Annotated in this window: 16 protein-coding genes; 9 read left to right on the top strand and 7 right to left on the bottom strand. The window is 71.0% G+C overall.

The genetic code is table 11. The annotated features are described in order from the left end of the window. The first annotated feature begins 17 nt into the window (after nucleotides 1-17). Nucleotides 18-848, top strand: a complete 831-nt coding sequence (locus OG381_RS38700) for a PaaX family transcriptional regulator (RefSeq protein ID WP_327720625.1) — start codon at nucleotides 18-20, stop codon at nucleotides 846-848. On the opposite strand, the gene OG381_RS38695 is transcribed toward OG381_RS38700, so the two are convergent. The 4 genes from OG381_RS38695 to OG381_RS38680 are packed head-to-tail and all read right to left on the bottom strand — an operon-like array spanning nucleotide 839 to nucleotide 4,638. Continuing rightward, nucleotides 839-1,294: a MaoC family dehydratase gene (locus OG381_RS38695; protein WP_046256236.1), complete on the bottom strand. Its 456-nt coding sequence runs from the start codon at nucleotides 1,292-1,294 to the stop codon at nucleotides 839-841. The genes OG381_RS38700 and OG381_RS38695 overlap by 10 nt on opposite strands. Continuing rightward, a complete protein-coding gene (locus tag OG381_RS38690) occupies nucleotides 1,291-2,805 on the bottom strand; it encodes an acyl-CoA synthetase (RefSeq protein ID WP_327720624.1) in 1,515 nt (504 codons plus the stop codon). The genes OG381_RS38695 and OG381_RS38690 overlap by 4 nt, the downstream gene beginning before the upstream one ends. 10 nt (nucleotides 2,806-2,815) lie before the next feature. Further along, nucleotides 2,816-3,691 (bottom strand): amidohydrolase family protein, encoded by an 876-nt coding sequence (locus OG381_RS38685; RefSeq protein WP_327722671.1) that lies wholly within the window; start codon nucleotides 3,689-3,691, stop codon nucleotides 2,816-2,818. A gap of 29 nt (nucleotides 3,692-3,720) precedes the next feature. Further along, entirely contained in the window at nucleotides 3,721-4,638 is a 918-nt protein-coding gene (locus OG381_RS38680) for an SDR family NAD(P)-dependent oxidoreductase (RefSeq protein ID WP_327720623.1), read from the bottom strand. 220 nt (nucleotides 4,639-4,858) lie between these two features. Here OG381_RS38680 and OG381_RS38675 point away from each other — a divergent pair, with 220 nt between their 5' ends. The 5 genes from OG381_RS38675 (at nucleotide 4,859) to OG381_RS38655 (ending at nucleotide 9,454) form a co-directional block, all read left to right on the top strand. Beyond that, nucleotides 4,859-5,284, top strand: a complete 426-nt coding sequence (locus tag OG381_RS38675) for a MarR family winged helix-turn-helix transcriptional regulator (RefSeq protein WP_327722670.1) — start codon at nucleotides 4,859-4,861, stop codon at nucleotides 5,282-5,284. Nucleotides 5,285-5,372: 88 nt separating this feature from the next. After that, nucleotides 5,373-6,746: an alpha/beta hydrolase family protein gene (locus OG381_RS38670; protein WP_327720622.1), complete on the top strand. Its 1,374-nt coding sequence runs from the start codon at nucleotides 5,373-5,375 to the stop codon at nucleotides 6,744-6,746. Continuing rightward, nucleotides 6,743-7,513, top strand: a complete 771-nt coding sequence (locus OG381_RS38665; RefSeq protein ID WP_327720621.1) for an IclR family transcriptional regulator — start codon at nucleotides 6,743-6,745, stop codon at nucleotides 7,511-7,513. The genes OG381_RS38670 and OG381_RS38665 overlap by 4 nt, the downstream gene beginning before the upstream one ends. A gap of 94 nt (nucleotides 7,514-7,607) precedes the next feature. Then, a complete protein-coding gene (locus tag OG381_RS38660) occupies nucleotides 7,608-8,789 on the top strand; it encodes a sensor histidine kinase (protein WP_327720620.1) in 1,182 nt (393 codons plus the stop codon). Continuing rightward, complete coding sequence (locus OG381_RS38655; protein ID WP_327720619.1) at nucleotides 8,786-9,454, top strand: response regulator transcription factor; 669 nt, start codon at nucleotides 8,786-8,788, stop codon at nucleotides 9,452-9,454. The genes OG381_RS38660 and OG381_RS38655 overlap by 4 nt, the downstream gene beginning before the upstream one ends. On the opposite strand, the gene OG381_RS38650 is transcribed toward OG381_RS38655, so the two are convergent. Then, nucleotides 9,451-9,861: a VOC family protein gene (locus OG381_RS38650; RefSeq protein WP_327720618.1), complete on the bottom strand. Its 411-nt coding sequence runs from the start codon at nucleotides 9,859-9,861 to the stop codon at nucleotides 9,451-9,453. The genes OG381_RS38655 and OG381_RS38650 overlap by 4 nt on opposite strands. 199 nt (nucleotides 9,862-10,060) lie before the next feature. Here OG381_RS38650 and OG381_RS38645 point away from each other — a divergent pair, with 199 nt between their 5' ends. Together OG381_RS38645 and OG381_RS38640 are read left to right on the top strand one after the other, a co-directional pair. Next, on the top strand, nucleotides 10,061-12,163 hold the full coding sequence (locus OG381_RS38645; RefSeq protein WP_327722669.1) for an MMPL family transporter: 2,103 nt from the start codon (nucleotides 10,061-10,063) through the stop codon (nucleotides 12,161-12,163). 185 nt (nucleotides 12,164-12,348) lie between these two features. After that, the gene (locus tag OG381_RS38640; RefSeq protein WP_327720617.1) at nucleotides 12,349-13,584 is read left to right on the top strand and encodes a L,D-transpeptidase; all 1,236 of its coding nucleotides are present in this window, start codon (nucleotides 12,349-12,351) and stop codon (nucleotides 13,582-13,584) included. Between the two features lie 6 nt (nucleotides 13,585-13,590). Here the strand turns inward: OG381_RS38640 and OG381_RS38635 are convergent, their stop codons facing one another. After that, complete coding sequence (locus tag OG381_RS38635; RefSeq protein WP_327720616.1) at nucleotides 13,591-14,340, bottom strand: helix-turn-helix domain-containing protein; 750 nt, start codon at nucleotides 14,338-14,340, stop codon at nucleotides 13,591-13,593. A gap of 249 nt (nucleotides 14,341-14,589) precedes the next feature. On the opposite strand from OG381_RS38635, the gene OG381_RS38630 reads away from it, so the two are divergent. Beyond that, nucleotides 14,590-15,975 (top strand): glycoside hydrolase family 16 protein, encoded by a 1,386-nt coding sequence (locus tag OG381_RS38630; RefSeq protein ID WP_327720615.1) that lies wholly within the window; start codon nucleotides 14,590-14,592, stop codon nucleotides 15,973-15,975. 39 nt (nucleotides 15,976-16,014) lie between these two features. Here OG381_RS38630 and OG381_RS38625 read toward each other — a convergent pair whose 3' ends face one another. Next, complete coding sequence (locus tag OG381_RS38625; RefSeq protein ID WP_327720614.1) at nucleotides 16,015-16,920, bottom strand: helix-turn-helix domain-containing protein; 906 nt, start codon at nucleotides 16,918-16,920, stop codon at nucleotides 16,015-16,017. Between the last annotated feature and the right edge of the window lie 141 nt (nucleotides 16,921-17,061).

The raw sequence follows: 17,061 nt of genomic DNA, 5'->3' as shown, positions 1-17,061 counted from the left end.
CGAGGTACGGTGGCCGCGTGACCACGGAAGAGTCGCTGCGGCCCCAGTCCCTCATGCTCACGTTCCTGGGCGACCAGGTGCTCGGGCGTGACGTGTGCGTGTACTCGGGCAGCGTCATCGACGTGTTCGCCCGCGCCGGGATCGGCGAGCAGGCGACGCGCTCGACGCTGACGCGGATGGTGAACCGCGGCCTGCTGCGCCGCCAGCGCGAGGGCCGCCGGATGTACTTCGGACTGACCGAGCACTCGGAGGCCGTCCTGCGCGACGGTGAGCGGCGGATCTGGCAGACCGGCGCCGTCAACCGGCAGTGGGACGGCACCTGGACGCTGCTCGGCTTCTCGCTCCCCGAGTCCTGGCAGCGGCAGCGTCACGACCTGCGCTCCAAGCTCACCTGGAGCGGCTTCGGCCCCCTCTTCAGCGGTCTGTGGATCGCGCCCGGCGAGGTCGACGTCGCGGAACTCGTCGCCGACCTGGGCCTGTCCGCCCATGTGAAGGTCTTCCGCGCGCACGCCGACACCGGCATGGACATCGGCGCGATGATCGAGGAGACCTGGGAGCTGGCCGAACTGGCCGAGCGCTACGGGCAGTTCGTACGACGCTGGCAGCCCTGGGAGACCCGGGCGCCGGAAGCCGACGAGGCCCTGGCCCAGCGGCTGCTGCTCCAGGCGGAGTGGCTGCGGGTCATCCGCCGCGATCCGCGACTGCCGGTCAAGCACCTGCCGGACGACTGGCCGGCCGAGCAGGCGGAGAAGACGTTCCGCGCGGTGCACGAGCGGTTCACCCCGCCGGCCCGGGACGCCTCGGAACGTCTCCTCGACCTGGTGCCCGTACGCCCTGATCAGGCGTAGAAGCGGGACAGGCTCTGCAGCACGGCCGCCGGCTTGGCGCCGCCCTCGATCTCGATCGTGCCGTCGACGGTGATCTGCACCCCGCCCGCCACGTCCTCGACCTCGGCCAGCCTGCCGACCAGCCGGATGCGCGAGCCGACCTTCACCGGCGAGGGGAAGCGGACCTTGTTCAGGCCGTAGTTGACCTTCGTCGTGACGCCCTGGACGTCCAGCAGTTCGGTGAAGAGCGGGATGAAGAGGGAGAGGGTCAGATAGCCGTGCGCGATGGGGGCGCCGAAGGGTCCCTCGGCGGCCTTCTCGGGGTCGACGTGGATCCACTGGTGGTCACCCGTGGCGTCGGCGAACGTGTTGATGCGCTCCTGGGTGACCTCGATCCACTCACTGGTGCCGAGGTCGCTGCCCGCCAGCTTCTTGAGTTCGTCGATGCCGTTCACGGTGATGCTCATGAGGTTCCTTCACTGTTGCCGTACCGGGTACGGACACGGGACTTGAGGAGCTTCCCGGAGGCGGTGCGCGGCAGTTCGTCCGCGATGACCACCGACTTCGGGATCTTGTACTTGGCGAGGCGACCGGACAGGGCGGCCAGCACCTCGTCGGCGTCGAGCGAGGCGCCCTCGCGGGGCACGACGACCGCGCGCGGCACCTCGCCCCACTTGTCGTCCGGCACGCCGATGACCGCGCACTCGACGATGTCGGGGTGGGCGAGGAGCAGGTCCTCGATCTCGGCGGGGTAGACGTTCTCACCGCCGGAGATGATCATGTCCTTGATGCGGTCGACGATATGCACGTAACCGTCCTCGTCGACCCGGGCGGCGTCCCCGCTGCGGAACCAGCCGTCCGCGAAGGCGGCGGCCGTCTCCTCGGGCAGCCCCCAGTAGCCGGGCATGACATGCGGCCCGCGGACGTGGACCTCGCCGGTCTCGCCGACGTCGGCGGGGGTGAGGTCGGGCCGCACCACCCGTACGTCGCTGAAGAAGTGCGGTACGCCCGCCGAGCCTGCCTTGCTGAGCGCGTGCTCCGCGTCCAGGAACAGCGTGCCGGGGCTCGCCTCCGTCATGCCGTAGCCCTGGAGGAAGGTGAGACCCCGCTCCTGGTACGCGGCGATCAGCGGTGTGGACACCGGGGAGCCGCCGCAGGTCAGGATCCGCAGGGAGGAGAGGTCGGCGTCGGCCCAGCGCGGATGCCGGGCCACCTGCTCGAACATCGTCGGCACCCCGAACATGAAGGTGATCCGGTGCCGTTCGATGAGGTCGAAGGTGGCCGCCGGGTCGAAGGCCTCGACCAGGACGCAGGTGCCGCCCTTGAGCAGGACCGGCAGCGTCAGCATGTTCAGCCCGGCCGTGTGGAACAACGGGGCGGAGACCAGGGCGCGTTCGTCGGCGATCAGGTCGGTGTCGACGAGGACGTTGATCGCGTTCCAGGTCAGGTTCCCGTGGGTGAGCATGGCGCCCTTGGGGCGGCCGGTCGTCCCCGAGGTGTACATGATGATGCAGGTGTCGTCCGGGGCGACCGGCTCGTCGACGGGCTCCTCGGAGGCCGACGCCAGCGCTTGTTCGTACTCGGCGCCGACCTCGACGTACACGCGTACGTCGGTGCTGCCCGGGAGTCCGGCGACCAGCCCGGCGTGCGACGGCCCGTAGACGAGGGCCTTGGCTCCGGAGTCGGCGAGCTGGTAGGCGATCTCGGGGCCCGCGAGGCGGGTGTTGAGCGGGACGAAGACCGCGCCGAGGGTGCCTGCCGCGAACAGGGTCTCCAGGTAGGAGGGGTGGTTCGGGCCGAGGTAGGCGATCCGGTCGCCGCGGCGGACGCCCCTGGCGCGCAGGGCGTGGGCCAGACGCGTGGTACGTGTATGCAATGTGCGGTAGTCGGTCGACTGTTCGCCGTGGACCAGCGCCGTGCGGTGCGGGGTCTTGCGGGCCCGGCGTGCGGGCCATGACCCCAGTCCCTCGTTGCGCATGCGGGGCCCCTTACGGCTTCGTCAGCCCGAGCAGACGGGCGGCGTTCTCCTTGAGGATCTTCGGCTTGACCTCGTCCTTGATCGACAGCTTCTCGAAGTCCGCGAGCCAGCGGTCGGGGGTGAGGACGGGGAAGTCGGAGCCGAAGAGGACCTTGTCCTTGAGCAGGGTGTTCGCGTACTGCACCAGCTGCGGAGGGAAGTACTTCGGCGACCAGCCGGACAGGTCGATGTGGACGCCCGGCTTGTGGGTGGCGACGGCGAGGGCCTCGTCCTGCCAGGGGAAGGACGGGTGCGCCAGGATGATCTTCAGATGCGGGAAGTCGGCCGCCACGTCGTCGACGTGGAGGGGGTTGGAGTACTTGAGCCTGATCCCGCCGCCGCCCGGGACTCCGGCGCCGATGCCCGTCTGCCCGGTGTGGAAGAGGGCGATCGTGCCCGTCTCCTCGATGACCTCGTACAGGTCGTACGCCACCGAGCGGTCGTTGGGGAAGAAGCCCTGGATGCTGGGGTGGAACTTGAAGCCCTTCACCCCGTACTCCTCGACCAGCCGGCGGGCCTGCTTGACCCCGGCCCTGCCCCGGAAGGGGTCGATGGAGGCGAAGGGGATCAGCACGTCGGAGCTGGCGGCGGCCGCCTCGGCGACCTCCTCGTTGGGGACCGGCGGGGTGCCGGTCGCCGACTCCGCGTCCACCGTGAAGATCACGGCGGCCATCTTCCGCTCGCGGTAGTAGGCGGCCGTCTCCTCGAGCGTCGGCTTCCGCTTGCCCTCGACCTTGAAGTAGGCGGAGGAGGCGTCGTGGAGGTCGTCGTCCAGGGAGGAGTGCCCCTGGGAGGAGACCTCGGCGTGGGTGTGGACGTCGATGGCGACCAGGTCGTCGACGTTCATCGAGGGAGCGGTGTTCGTCGAGGGGGTCATCACGCCTCCGGAAGCTTCGGCGCCGGGATGCCGACGGTCTGGAGTTCGGCGCCGACCGACGTCGGGAAGGCGTCGGCCAGGGTGTCGGGGGTCCAGCCGCCGTCGGCGTAGGCCGTCCTGATCTCCTGCGGATGCGACCAGAGTGCCACCTTGTCGCCGCCGATGCCGATGGCCTGGCCGGTGATGCCCCGGGCGGCCTCGGAGGCGAGGAAGGGGACGAGGGCCGCGCAGTCCTGGGGGGTGCCGAAGCCCTCGCCCTTGCGGAGGAAGTCCGGGAGCGGCTCGCCCTGCTTCATGGCGTCGATGTAGGGGGCGAAGGCCGGGATCGTCTCGGTCATCGCGGTCGCGGCGACCGGCACGATCGCGTTGACGGTGATGCCGGCGCGGCCCAGCTCCATGGACCAGGTGCGGGCGAAGGCGGCGATGCCGGCCTTGGCGGCGGAGTAGTTCGTCTGCCCGAAGTTGCCGCGCTGCCCGGCCGGGGAGCCGACCAGGATCAGCGAGCCGCCCTCGCCCTGCTCGCGCATCCGGACGGCGGCGGCGCGGGCGCAGGTGAAGGTGCCCTTGAGGTGGGTGGTGATCACCGCGTCGAAGTCGTCGTCGGTCATCTTCCAGAGCACCTTGTCGCGCAGGATGCCCGCGTTGGTGACCAGGATGTCGATCCGTCCGAACTCCTCTACGGCCCTGTTCACGAGCCGCTCGGCGGCCTCGGTGGTGCCGACGGGGACGACCTCGGCGACGGCATTGCCGCCGGCCTCGGTGAGGGACTTCACGGCTGCCTCGGCCACCGCCTCGTCGACGTCGTTGACGACCACGGACGCGCCGTGGGCGGCCAGAGCGTGCGCATAGGCGAGGCCGAGGCCCCGGCCGCTGCCGGTGACGACGGCGACCTTGCCGGAGAGATCGATGCTGGGCACGGGGGAGGTCCCTTCACGAGCTGATGCGGGTGGTGCGGAGGCCGCCGTGCGGCTCCGCTGCCGAGATCGAAGCTAAGAGCAATAATTGTTGACGTCAATAGTTGTTGATGACCTACGGGTGCGTCATGCTGGAATCTGCACGACAGACCGACCCAGGGAGCCCGCCATCACACGCCAGCACGTCACCAACCCGAACCTGATCGACGCGGACGAGCCGTGGATGCGCGGGCTGCATGCCGACGCGGGCTATCTGCTGTACCGCCTGGGGCTGCGCTCGGGTCAGTTGTTCAACGCGTTCCTCCAGGAGTCGGGACTGCGGCTGCGCCACTACGCGCTGATGCGCTTCCTCGCCGGTTCCGACGGAGCGCTCCAGCGCGAGCTGAGCCATCGGCTCGGCTACGACCCGAGCGCGATCGTCGGTCTGGTCGACGACCTGGAGAAGCTGGGCCTCGCCGAGCGGCGCCCCTCCCCCGACGACCGCCGCAGCCGGATCGTCGTCCTGACCGAGGACGGCCGCGCGTTCCTGCGCGACACCGACGAGGCGGGCCGGCGGGTGACGAACGAGCTCCTGGACCCGCTGGACGCCGCCGAGCGGGAGGTCCTGCACGGACTGCTGCTGCGGATCGCGGAGGACGGACTCAACTGATGTTGTGCAAGTGATTGACGGTGATACAGGGATTGCCTAACTTCACTCGCGTCCCGCACTCCCGCCCCCGCATCGGAAGGGACCCGTGTTGAGAACCCCCACCGCTCTCGCCGTACTGACCGCGACCCTGTGCACAGCCGTCGCCGTCCCCGCCCAGGCCGCCCCCACGGACACCCACCTGGAGGGCCGACTCGCCTCGGGCGCGCAGTACTTGATGGACGTCCCCGCCGCCTGGAACGGCACCGTGCTGCTCTACAGCCACGGCTACCGCCCCGCCACCGCCCCCGTCTCGGCCCAGAACGCGCCCAGTCCGGCCACCCTCACCGAGCTCCTCGACGAGGGCTACGCGCTCATCGGCTCCTCGTACGCGACGAACGGCTGGGCGATCACGGACGCCGTGCCGGACCAACTGGCCACGCTGGACCTGTTCACGGAGAAGTTCGGCAAGGCCCGCGAGACCATCGCCTGGGGCACCTCGTACGGCGGTTTCGTCACGACGGCCCTCGCCGAGCGGCACGCCGACCGGTTCGACGGCTCGCTGTCGATGTGCGGTCTGGTGCAGGGCGGTGTCGCGAACTGGAACAGCACCCTGGACCCGGTGTTCGCGCTCAAGACGCTGCTCGCGCCGGACGCCGACATCCAACTCGCCGGGTTCGCCGACCAGTCGGCGGCCGTCGGCGCCGCGAACGCGCTCTCCGCGAAGGTCACCGAGGCCCAGCGGACGCCGGAGGGCCGGGCCCGTATCGCGCTGGCCGCCGCCCTGCACAACATCCCCGGCTACAACGACCCCTCCCAGACCGAGCCCGCCCCCACCGACTGGAACGCCCAGCAGTCCAACCAGTACGCGGCGGTTTCCGGCCTCCTGAGCCTGCCCGCCTTCAGCTGGCGGCAGGAGGCCGAGAGCCGGGCGGGCGGCAACATGTCCTGGAACACAGGCGTCGACTACACGGCGATGCTCGCCCGGTCCCCGCTGTTCAAAGAGGTGAAGGAGCTCTACAAGGAGGCCGGCCTCGCCCTGCGCGCCGACCTCGGGACCCTCAACCGCGCACCCCGGATATCCGCCGACGCCAAGGCCGTACGGTGGATGCGGCGGACCAGCGCACTGTCGGGCCGCCTGTCCGACCCCCAGCTGAACATCCACACGACCGGCGACGCGCTGATCCCCGTCCAGGCCGAGAGCGCCTACCGGCGGGCGGCCACGGCGGCGCACTCCGGCAGGCTGCTCAGCCAGGCCTACGTCGACAGCCCCGGCCACTGCACCTTCACCACGGGTGAGACGATCGGCGCCCTGCGCACCCTGGAACGCCGCCTCGACACCGGCCGCTGGGACGCCTCGCCCGAGGCCCTCAACTCCCGTGCCGCACAAGCGGATCCCACGACGGAACCGCGATACGTGAGCTACCGTCCCGCCGTCTACCCCCGCCCCTACGACCTCGCCCACCCGGGAGACGTCCGGCCATGACCGTCCGCTCCGCGCCCGACCGACTGCTGTCCGTGCTCGCCGCGTTCGACCACGAACACCCGGCACTGAGCCTGACGGACATCAGCCGGCGGGCCGGGCTGACCCTGACCACCGCCCACCGGCTCGTGGGCGCCCTCACCGAGTGGGGCGCCCTGGAGCGGGACGAGTCAGGCGTCTACCACGTCGGACTGCGGCTGTGGGAGGTCGCGGCGCTCGCCCCGCGCGGGCTCGCGCTGCGCCAGATCGCGCTGCCGTACCTGGAGGACCTGTACGAAGCCACCCACGAGAACGTGCAGTTGGCGGTGCGGGACGGCGCCGAGGTCGTCTACATCGAGTGGCTGTCGGGCCGTTCGTCGGTCGGCGTCCACATCCGGGTCGGCGCCCGCTGGCCACTGCACGCCACCGGCGTCGGCCTCGCCCTGCTCGCACACGAGAGCCCGGAGGTCCAGGAGCGTTACTGCGCGGGCCCGTTGACCTCCTTCACCCCGTACACGCTCACCGACCCGGCCCGGTTGCGCCGGGTCCTCGCCGACGTACGCCGCACAGGGGTGGCGGTGAGCGACCGCCAGGTCACCGACGACGCCCTCTCGGTCGCCGCCCCCGTACGCGGAACGGGCGGCGCGGTGGTGGCCGCGGTGTCGATCGTGGTGCCGCAGACCGACGCGCAGGTGCCGGTGCTGGTTCCGGCGGTGCGGATGGCCGCGCGGGGGATATCGCGGGCGCTGGGGTGGCGGCCGGACAAGGGTGCCTCGAAGCTCGACGGCTGACCACTGGGCCGGTGCCGGATATCCCTCTCACCGGCGAGGCCCGGCGGCACACCCCTCGCGATACTGGTACGGCCCTTGCCCCGAGGAGCCGCTCATGTCCGCCCAGTCCTGGTTCACTTCCGTCGCCGCGCGGCTGCGCGCGGCGAACCGGTACGCCGTCGACACGGCGCTCGCCGCGCTCGTGCTGTTCGCCGCCTCGTTGCAGTGGATCTTCCCCGACGAGGGGGGCGAGCCGCTCACCTGGGCGGGCTGGCTGCTCGGCGCGGCGACGGCCGTCCCCCTGGTGTGGCGCAGCCGCGCCCCGTTCGCGATGGCGTGCGCCGTGTCGGTGGCCACGCCCGCCCAGGCACTGCATCACGCGCCGCCGCCGGACGTGATGTACGGCGGCCTGGTCGTCCTGTACACGATGGCCGCCCGGGGCAGGCCCTGGCAGCGGCGTTTCATGCTGGCGGGCTGGCTCCTCGGGGTCTCGCTGGTCATGCTGCACAAGCAGGAACCCCAGCCCTTCGAGTACGCCTTCCAGCTGATGGGCGTCGCCTGCGCGTACGCCTTCGGGGTGCTCTCCCGCCTGCAGCGCGCCTACACGGCCGAACTGGAGGACAGGGCGCGGCGGTTGCAGCGGGAGCGGGACGCGGACACCGCCCGGGCGACGGCGCAGGAACGCGCCCGGATCGCCCGGGACATGCACGACATCCTGGCCCACGCGGTGAGCCTGATGGTGGTGCAGGCCGAGGCCGGTCCGGTCGTGGTGCGCAGCGATCCGGCGCGCGCGGAGGCCGCGTTCGAGGCGATCGCGGCGGCCGGACGGGACGCCATGTCGCAGCTGCGGCGGATCCTCGGCGTCCTCAAGGAGGAACAGCGCAACGGGACTTCACCCCAGCCGGGCGTCAAGGCGCTGCCCGCGCTGGTCCGGCAGGTCCGCGAATCGACGGGCCTGCGCGTCGAGTTGCACGCCAAGGGTGAGCCGCGGCCGCTGCCGCCGGACACCGACATCGCGGTCTACCGCGTGATCCAGGAGGCCCTCACCAACACGGTCAAGCACGCGTACGCTTCCTCCGCGACCGTCGAACTCGACTGGACGGAGGAGGCGTTGACGCTGACGGTGACGGACGACGGGCGGAGCACCGCGGCCCCGGGCGGTGGACACGGGCTGATCGGGATCCGGGAACGGGCCGCGGCCTGCGGCGGTGACGCGCGCACCGGGCGGGGTCCGGACGGCGGGTTCCGGGTCGTCGTACGCCTCCCGGTGGGGGACCGGCAGGCGGCGCCGGGGTGAGCATCCGGGTGGTCGTCGCGGACGACCAGGAGCTGGTCCGCAGCGGCTTCAGCATGATCCTGGAGGCGCAGGCGGACATCGAGGTGGTCGCCGAGGCCGGCGACGGGGCGGAGGCGGTCGCCGCGGTGCAGCGGCACACGCCCGACGTCCTGCTGCTCGACATCCGCATGCCCGTGATGGACGGCCTCGAGGCGGCCCGGCGGGTGTGCGCGCAGTCCGCCTGCAAGGTCGTCATGCTGACCACGTTCGATCTGGACGAGTACGTGTACGAGGCGCTGTACGCGGGCGCCAGCGGCTTCCTCCTGAAGGACGTACGCCGCGACGACCTGGTGCACGCGGTACGGGTGGTCGCGGCCGGCGACTCGCTGCTCGCGCCCGCGGTGACCCGGCGGCTGGTCGCGGACATCGTGAAGCGGCGCCGGGAGGAGGCCACGGCCGATGTCACCCCCCGTCGCCTCGACGTGCTGACCGCGCGCGAGGTGGAGACCCTGCGGATGCTCGCCCGCGGCATGTCCAACGCCGAGATCGCCACGTCCCTGTTCGTCAGCGAACACACCGTGAAGACCCATGTCAGCAATGTGCTCGGCAAGTTGGGACTCAGGGACCGGGTGCAGGCGGTGATCTGCGCGTACGAGACCGGACTGGTGACGCCGGGCGCGTCCTAGGCCTGGTCGCCCAGCTCGGTGAAGAGGGTCAGCTGGAGCGCGCCCGGTGCCTCCAGGCGGGAGTTGAGGGAGTTCCAGGGGGTGCGGGTCGGTTCGGCGATCACCTCGGCGCCGGCCTCGGCCAGTCTCGCCGTGGTGGCGGTGGAGTCGTCGACCTCGAAGGCGACCCGGATGGGCCCGGCCACCCGGCGCCCGACCTCGACCTCGTCGATGAACGCGGCATGGTTCGGGTCGGTGATCTCCAGCGTGGCCCGGCCGGCCTCGAGGATGGTGACCCGGCCGTCGGGCGAGGAGAACGCGGCACGTTCGGGCAGGCCGAGGACGTCGCGGTAGAAGCGCAGGGCCTCGTCGTAGTCGTCGGCCGTGACGACGAGACGGAGTTCACGGACGGCGGGTGCGTCGGACATGGCGGCTCCTCGGGATCGCGGATGGTGTACTGATCAACTCCGGTACCGGTGCGGTTCATTCCTCCCTCCAGGGAGTGAGACCAGGGGTCGTCTCCCTCGCGCGACGGAGCCCCGGAAACCACTCCCTCCGGCGATCCGGCACCACCCCCTCCCGCACGAGTCTGAGGGCATGTCAACCGATGCCCCGCCGGGAGGGACCGTGCTCTCCACACTCGCCAGGACGGCCACGCGCCGTCCGCTCACCGTCATCGCGCTCTGGGTGATCTTCCTGCTGCTCGGCTTCGGGCTCGGGACGGGCGTCTTCGGGCGCCTGTCGGACAACGTGCCCGAGGTCCCCGGCACCGAGTCGGAGGCCGCGTCGCGGTATCTCGACCGGGTCGACCCCGCCGGCGAGTCGATCACGGCCGTCGTCGAGGGAACCGCCGTCTCCGACCCCGGACTCCGCGCCCAGGTCGAGCGGGCCGTCGCCGAGGTCCGGGAGGTCCCCGGGGTCGCCGCGGTGCCCGATCCGTACGAGACGCCCGGCCTGCTCGCCGAGGACGGACGGGCGCTCATCATCCCCGTCGCCCTGGAGGGCGGACTGGACGACGACGCCGAGGAACGGGCGGTCGACGACGCGGCCGACCGCGTCAAGGAGATCGACGCGCCCGAGGTCCACGTCAGCGGCGGCCTGCTGCTCGGTCTGCAGATCGGCGAGAAGGCCCAGGAGGACGTGAAGAACGCCGAGTTGATCTCCCTTCCCGTCGTCCTCGCGCTGCTCCTCGTGGTGTTCGGCGGGCTGCGCTCGGCCGCGCTGCCCCTCGTGATCGCGGTGAGCGGCATCGCGGGCGCGTTCCTCGCCCTGTTCCTGTTCAGCGAGGTCACGGACATCTCCGTGTACGCGATCCAGGTCACCACCATGCTGGGCCTCGGACTCGCCGTGGACTACGCCCTGTTGATGCTGGTCCGGTTCCGGGAGGAGCGCAGGAACACCCATGACGTGGCCGAGGCCGTGCACCGCACGGTCGCCGCGGCCGGGCGGACGGTGCTGTTCTCCGGGCTCACCGTGGCGGTCAGTCTGACCGGGCTGCTGGTCTTCCCCAGCGTGTTCCTGCGCAGCATGGGTCTTGCCGTGGCCGCCGTGGTCGTCGTCGACATGCTGGCCGCGCTCACCCTGCTGCCCGCGCTGCTCACCCGCTTCGGCGGGAAGATCCCGCCGGCGAAGGTGCGTCCGGAGGGCGAGGAGGGCCGTGTCTTCGCCCGGCTGGCCCGCTTCTCCGCCCGCAACCGGATCGCCGTCCTCGCGGTGATCGTGCCGGCCCTGCTGGTGCTCGCCCTGCCGGTCGCCGGCCTGCGGATCAACCTCGGCGACGCCCAGCAGCTGCCGTCGAGCACCGAGGCACGCCAGCTGTACGACACCGTCGACGCCCACTTCCCGCCCGGGACCGGGGTGTCACCGGTGACGGTCGTCCTGAAGCCGGGCACGGACCAGTCGACCGTCGACCGCATACAGTCGCTCAGCCCCCGCGCCGAGACCAGGGACGTGCCGGGCGGCATCACCGTCGTGGAACTGCCACCGCCCGGCAGCGTGGACGGCGACGGGGCCACCGCTCTGGTGGAGCGGGTACGGGACATCCGGGGCGACGACCCGGTCGAGGTGACGGGACCCGCGGCACGGCTCGTCGACTTCCGCGCGATGCTCGCCGACCGGGCCCCCTGGGCGGCCGTGACCGTCCTGGCCGGCATCTTCCTCCTCCTGTTCGCGTTCACCGGGTCGGTGCTGATCCCGCTGCGCACGATCGCCACGACCCTGCTCAGCCTGGGTGCCGCGCTCGGTGTGGTGGTGTGGGTCTTCCAGGACGGTCATCTGGCCGGGCTGCTGGGCGCGGAGGGCCTCGGTGCGCTGAGCCTGACCGCCCCGTCGCTGATCATCGCGATCGCCTTCGGCCTCGCCATGGACTACGAGCTGTTCATCCTGGCCCGGATGCGCGAGGCCCGGCGCCGCACCGGCGACGACCAGGAGGCCGTGGTCACCGGACTGCGACGCTCGGGGCGGGTCGTCACCTGCGCCGCGCTCCTGCTCGCCGTGGTCTTCGGGGCCTTCATGACGGGCGGCTTCTCCCCCATCCTCCAGATCGGACTCGGCCTCACCCTCGCGGTGCTGATCGACGCCACCGTCGTCCGCATGCTGCTCGTCCCGGCGACGATGGCGCTGCTCGGACGGCGGGCATGGTGGGCCCCGAAGCCGCTGCGCCGGGTGCACGACCGGTTCGGACTGAGCGAGGAGGAGGCGCCCGAACCGCAGGTGACGACGCACGCCTGACGGCGTTCGGCACGCAGGGGACCCGGCAGGGAGCGCCGGGTCCCCCTGTCGTGCGGCGGCCCTGCTGCCCGTCCCCCGCGGGTCCTCACCGGAATCTCAGGAAGCGGCCCGGGGATTCAAAGGGTCAGCACATCCGCGCGGCGCAGGATGCACACGCAAAGGCGGATATCTCAGGAAGGCCTGTCGTGGGCGTCTCGCACATATCGAACCCGTCCGACCAGCCCTTGGAGAGGTGGTCGCGGCGCGGGGTGCTCACCGTGCTGGGCGCGGTTCCGGCCGCGCTGCTGACCGGGTGCGGCGGGTCGGCGGACGCCTCGGACGGAGCGAAGCCGTCGGCGTCGGCGAAGGTCGCCGCGACGAAGAGGCCGGTCGTCTCGGTGAGCCCCGCGGACGGCACCAGGAAGGCCGGGTTCGGCGCCCCCGTCGAGGTCACCGTCACCGACGGCACGCTCGTCTCCGTCGAGGTCATCGGCAACGACGGCTCCACGCTGGCCGGGACGTACGACGACGCGAAGACCCGGTGGACGTCGACGCGGAACCCGTACTCGGGCACCAGGTACACCGTCACCGCGCGGGCCGAGGGCGCCGACGCACAGACCACGACCTTCACCACCAGGTCCCCGGGCGAGACCTTCGTCGGCTACTTCACTCCCGAGGCGGACTCGACCTCCGGCGTGGGCATGCCCGTGTCGATCAACTTCACCCACGCCGTGTCCGACAAGGCCGCCGTGGAGAAGGCGATCACGGTGACGGCGGAGCCGGCCGTGGAGGTGGTCGGCCACTGGTTCGGCGACACCCGGCTGGACTTCCGGCCGCGGACGTACTGGGCGGCCGGCACGACGATCACCCTCGGTCTGCGGTTGAAGGACGTCGAAGGACAGGATGGTGTATACGGTACACAGTCGAAGGACGTCACTTTCCACATCGGCCGTGAGCAGATCAGCACGGTGGACCTGGCCGCCAAGGAGATGGTGGTGAAGCGGGACGGCGCGACGTACGCCACCTACCCCGTCTCCGGCGGCGACGCCGACCACACCACCTGGTCCGGGATCATGGTGATCAGCGAGCGGTTCAAGGAGACCCGGATGGAGTCCTCCACGGTCGGCCTCGGCGACGAGTACGACATCTCCGACGTCCCGCACGCCCAGCGCCTCACCACCTCCGGCACCTTCGTGCACGGCAACTACTGGGCGTCCTCCTCGGTGTTCGGCAGCCGGAACACCAGCCACGGCTGCATCGGCCTGCACGACGCGAAAGGCGCGGACGACAGCTCCGTCGCGGGCTACAGGTTCTACGAGAGCTCGATGCTCGGCGACGTCGTGATCGTGCGGAACTCCGGCGAAAAGACCGTCGATCCGGCCAACGGGCTCAACGGCTGGAACCTGTCCTGGGCGGACTGGAAGGCGGGCAGCGCGCTGTAGGGCGGGTCAGGGCGGGGGCGCCTCGGGTTCCGGGAAGACGCGGGCGACGGCCGCGGTGCGGCTGGAGACGTCCAGCTTGCGGAAGATGTTCTCCAGGTGCTTGCGGATGGTGCTCGGCGCGACCACGAACTGCCCGGCGATGTCCTCGGTCCCCCCTCCGTTGGCCACGGCCCGCAGGACGTCGAGTTCGCGCGGGGTGAGCCGCACCGGCTCGCGTCGCCGGCGGGCCGCCTCGCGGTGGACGGCGTCGATGTGCGGGCGCAGGAGCTGGAGGGTCAGCCGGTCGCGGTCGCTGAACGGGCGGTCGCGATCACGGGAGACGGAGTACATGCGGATGCGTCCCGGCGCCGTCGGCAGGGCGACGACCATCATGGTGGTGAAGGGCCGCATGTACTCGGTGTAGAGCGCCGTGTCGCGGAACTCCAGGGTCGGCATGTAGTCCGTCAACTGGGCGACGTCCATGTGCCCGTGGCTGCGCTCCACGTCCGCACAGTGCGGGTGCTGGTGCTTCCACAGCCACCACACCTCGTCGTCCCACTCCGGGTAGGGGCCGCCGTACTGCACCGCCTGATAGCCCAGCCCCCGGCGGGTGGGGAGGTCGACCTCGCTGAACTCGGCCAGGTCGCAGGAGACCAGTCGTCCGAGCCCCTTGAGGAGGGCCGGTGGCGGGAACTCGTCGGACGTGTCGTGCCGTGCCTCGTCCACGACCTCGAGCATCAGCCGTAGATGGCGTGCGGTGACGGAGTGCCGGCTCATGGCTCCCCCACTTCTTCGGGGCCAGGTCCGACGGTACGCCCGTCCGCGCGCCGGCGAGGCGACCTCTCGGCACATTCGCGGCTTCATGGGGTGAACTCCCCCGCCCCCGACGGACTTTCACGGTTACACCTCTTGACGGCCGGAGTGGCCGAGAGCACATTGGGCCCACTTTGAGAGCGCTCTCAGACGGTTCCGAGCGCGCTGTCGAGTCACCCGCGCATCCCACCCCGTACCCGAGAGGCACACCCCATGAGTGCACCCTCCGGACCATCCAGACGCCGGCGCGCCCTGATCGCCGTACTCTCCACCTTCGGTCTCGCGGCGGCTCTCGCCACGGCCGCGACCCTGCCCGCGAACGCCAACGCGCCCACGCCTCCCACGGGTTGGACGCAGGTTTTCGTCGACGACTTCAACGGCGCGGCAGGCACCGGCGTCAACACCTCCAACTGGCAGTACGCGACCGGCACCGGCTACCCGGGCGGCCCCGCCAACTGGGGCACCGGCGAGGTCGAGACGATGACGAACAGCACGTCCAACGTCTCGCTCGACGGCAACGGCAACCTCCGCATCACCCCGATCCGCAACGCGGCCGGCAACTGGACGTCCGGCCGCATCGAGACCAACCGCACCGACTTCCAGCCCCCGTCCGGCGGGAAGCTGCGCGTCGAGGCACGCATCCAGATGCCCAACGTCACCGGCACGGCGGCCGAGGGCTACTGGCCGGCGTTCTGGATGCTGGGCGCGCCCTACCGGGGCAACTACCAGAACTGGCCGAGCGTCGGCGAGCTGGACATCATGGAGAACGTCCAGGGCATGAACCGCGTGTGGGCCACGATGCACTGCGGCACCAACCCCGGCGGCCCGTGCAACGAGACGACGGGCATCGGCAACAACACCCCGTGTCCGGGCTCTACCTGCCAGTCGGCGTTCCACACCTACACGATGGAATGGGACCGCTCGGTCACCCCGGAGACCATCCGCTTCCTCGTGGACGGCACCCAGTTCCACTCCGTCAACGCGAGCCAGGTGGACGCGACGACCTGGTCCAACGCCACCAACCACGGCTTCTTCATCATCCTCAACGTGGCGATGGGCGGCGCCTTCCCGGACGCGTTCGGCGGCGGCCTGGACAGCGGCACCCAGTCCGGCGTGCCGATGACCGTCGACTACGTCCAGGTGCTGTCGTCCGCCGGGGGCGGCACCACCCCGCCTCCGACGGGCTCGCGTGACGCCTACGCGGCGATCCAGGCCGAGTCGCACAACGGCCAGAGCGGTGTGAGCACCGAGACCACGACCGACACCGGCGGCGGCCAGAACATCAGCCATCTCGCGGGCGGCGACTGGGCGCTCTACCAGAACGTCAACTTCGGCTCCACGGCGGCCACCCAGTTCGTCGCCCGGGTCGCCAGCGGTGCGGCCTCGGGCGTGAGCGGGCTGGTCGAGGTCCGGCTGGACAGCCGCGGCAACGCGCCCATCGGGAGCTTCGCCCTGGCGGGCACGGGCGGTTGGCAGACCTGGCGGACCGTGCCGGCGAACATCAGCTCGGTGACGGGCACACACGATGTGTATCTGACCTTCACCAGCGGGCAGCCGGCCGACTTCGTGAACGTGAACTGGTTCAACTTCGGCCACTGACGCATCACTTGGGTGAGGGGCTCCGCGCGTCGGGGCCCCTCATCGCAGTTCCGCCCGGAACCCCGCCGGTGTCTGCCCCGCGTGCAGCTGGAAGAACTTCGAGAAGTTCGCCGCGTCCGGGAACCCCACCGCCGCGCCCACCCGCCCGATCGGCAGGTCGGTGTGTGCGAGAAGCCGTTTCGCCTCCAGGACGACCCGCTTGTCGATGAACCCCTTGGGCGTCTCCCCGGTCGCGGCGCGCACCGCACGGACCAGGGTGCGGCGGGAGTAGCCGAGGGTGTCGGCGTACGCGCTGACGCTGTGGTTCGTCGCGAACTCCTTCTCCACCGCGTCCCGGAACAGGGTGAAGGTCGTGTCCGACGGCCCCCGCGCCGCCTCCTGCGAGCTCGCCGCCAGATGGGCCAGGCGCAGCAGGAAGGCCGTCAGGGAGTGGCGGAGCACGGCCGTGTGCAGGCTCAGGGGGAGGGTCGCCGTGTCCTTGTACTCGCGCCGCAGCTGCGCCAGTGCCGCTCCCAGCCCCGCCAGTTGCGCCGTGTCGGGGCGCAGCAGCGGCGGCAGGTCGTAGCGGTACAGCCCGGTCGCCTCCACCGTCGCCCGCGGCAGAAAGCCCGGTTGCATGGTGAGGACGGTTCCGCGGTACCCGCTCGCCTTGGAGAAGCGGTGGACCTGGCCCGGGCGAATCCAGAGCACGTCGCCGGCGTACGCCTCGTACTCCGCGAAGTCGATCATGTGGCGGACCGGCCCCTTGTCGAAGAGCATCACGACATGGAAGTCGATCCGGTGGACGCGGTGCAGTGGGGCATCCGCGTGCCAGGTGCGGTGCGGACCCATCGGGCCGACCTGCATGCCGACGCCGCCGACGCTGAGCTCGATGGGAAAGGGGAAGGTTCTGATCCCGTTCACACCGCCGACGCCGTCTCCGCCTTGGATGGGTCTGTCCGCCATGTCGTACTCGTGCCGCCTTGCTCAAGCCGTCCGTGTCCCACTTTCACCACAGGCTGACACACCTCGACCTTCCCCCGTAAAAGTCAGACTTTTAGATTTGAACGCGTCAGAGCAGATTCCCCGCTCCAACCGAGGACTTCT

Origin of the sequence: Streptomyces sp. NBC_00490 (genome assembly GCF_036013645.1) — a bacterium.
Lineage (GTDB): Bacteria > Actinomycetota > Actinomycetes > Streptomycetales > Streptomycetaceae > Streptomyces > Streptomyces canus_F.
The sequence above is the reverse complement of the archived record's forward strand: the minus strand, read 5'-3'. Positions and strand labels throughout refer to the sequence as shown.

Excerpts from the sequence above, each read along its gene's own strand:
- OG381_RS38695 (WP_046256236.1), bottom strand. The coding sequence starts at position 1,294 with ATGAGCATCACCGTGAACGGCATCGACGAACTCAAGAAGCTGGCGGGC.
- OG381_RS38690 (WP_327720624.1), bottom strand. The coding sequence starts at position 2,805 with ATGCGCAACGAGGGACTGGGGTCATGGCCCGCACGCCGGGCCCGCAAG.
- OG381_RS38685 (WP_327722671.1), bottom strand. The coding sequence starts at position 3,691 with ATGAACGTCGACGACCTGGTCGCCATCGACGTCCACACCCACGCCGAG.
- OG381_RS38675 (WP_327722670.1), top strand. The coding sequence starts at position 4,859 with ATGCGCGGGCTGCATGCCGACGCGGGCTATCTGCTGTACCGCCTGGGG.
- OG381_RS38665 (WP_327720621.1), top strand. The coding sequence starts at position 6,743 with ATGACCGTCCGCTCCGCGCCCGACCGACTGCTGTCCGTGCTCGCCGCG.
- OG381_RS38660 (WP_327720620.1), top strand. The coding sequence starts at position 7,608 with ATGTCCGCCCAGTCCTGGTTCACTTCCGTCGCCGCGCGGCTGCGCGCG.
- OG381_RS38650 (WP_327720618.1), bottom strand. The coding sequence starts at position 9,861 with ATGTCCGACGCACCCGCCGTCCGTGAACTCCGTCTCGTCGTCACGGCC.
- OG381_RS38635 (WP_327720616.1), bottom strand. The coding sequence starts at position 14,340 with ATGAGCCGGCACTCCGTCACCGCACGCCATCTACGGCTGATGCTCGAG.
- OG381_RS38630 (WP_327720615.1), top strand. The coding sequence starts at position 14,590 with ATGAGTGCACCCTCCGGACCATCCAGACGCCGGCGCGCCCTGATCGCC.
- OG381_RS38625 (WP_327720614.1), bottom strand. The coding sequence starts at position 16,920 with ATGGCGGACAGACCCATCCAAGGCGGAGACGGCGTCGGCGGTGTGAAC.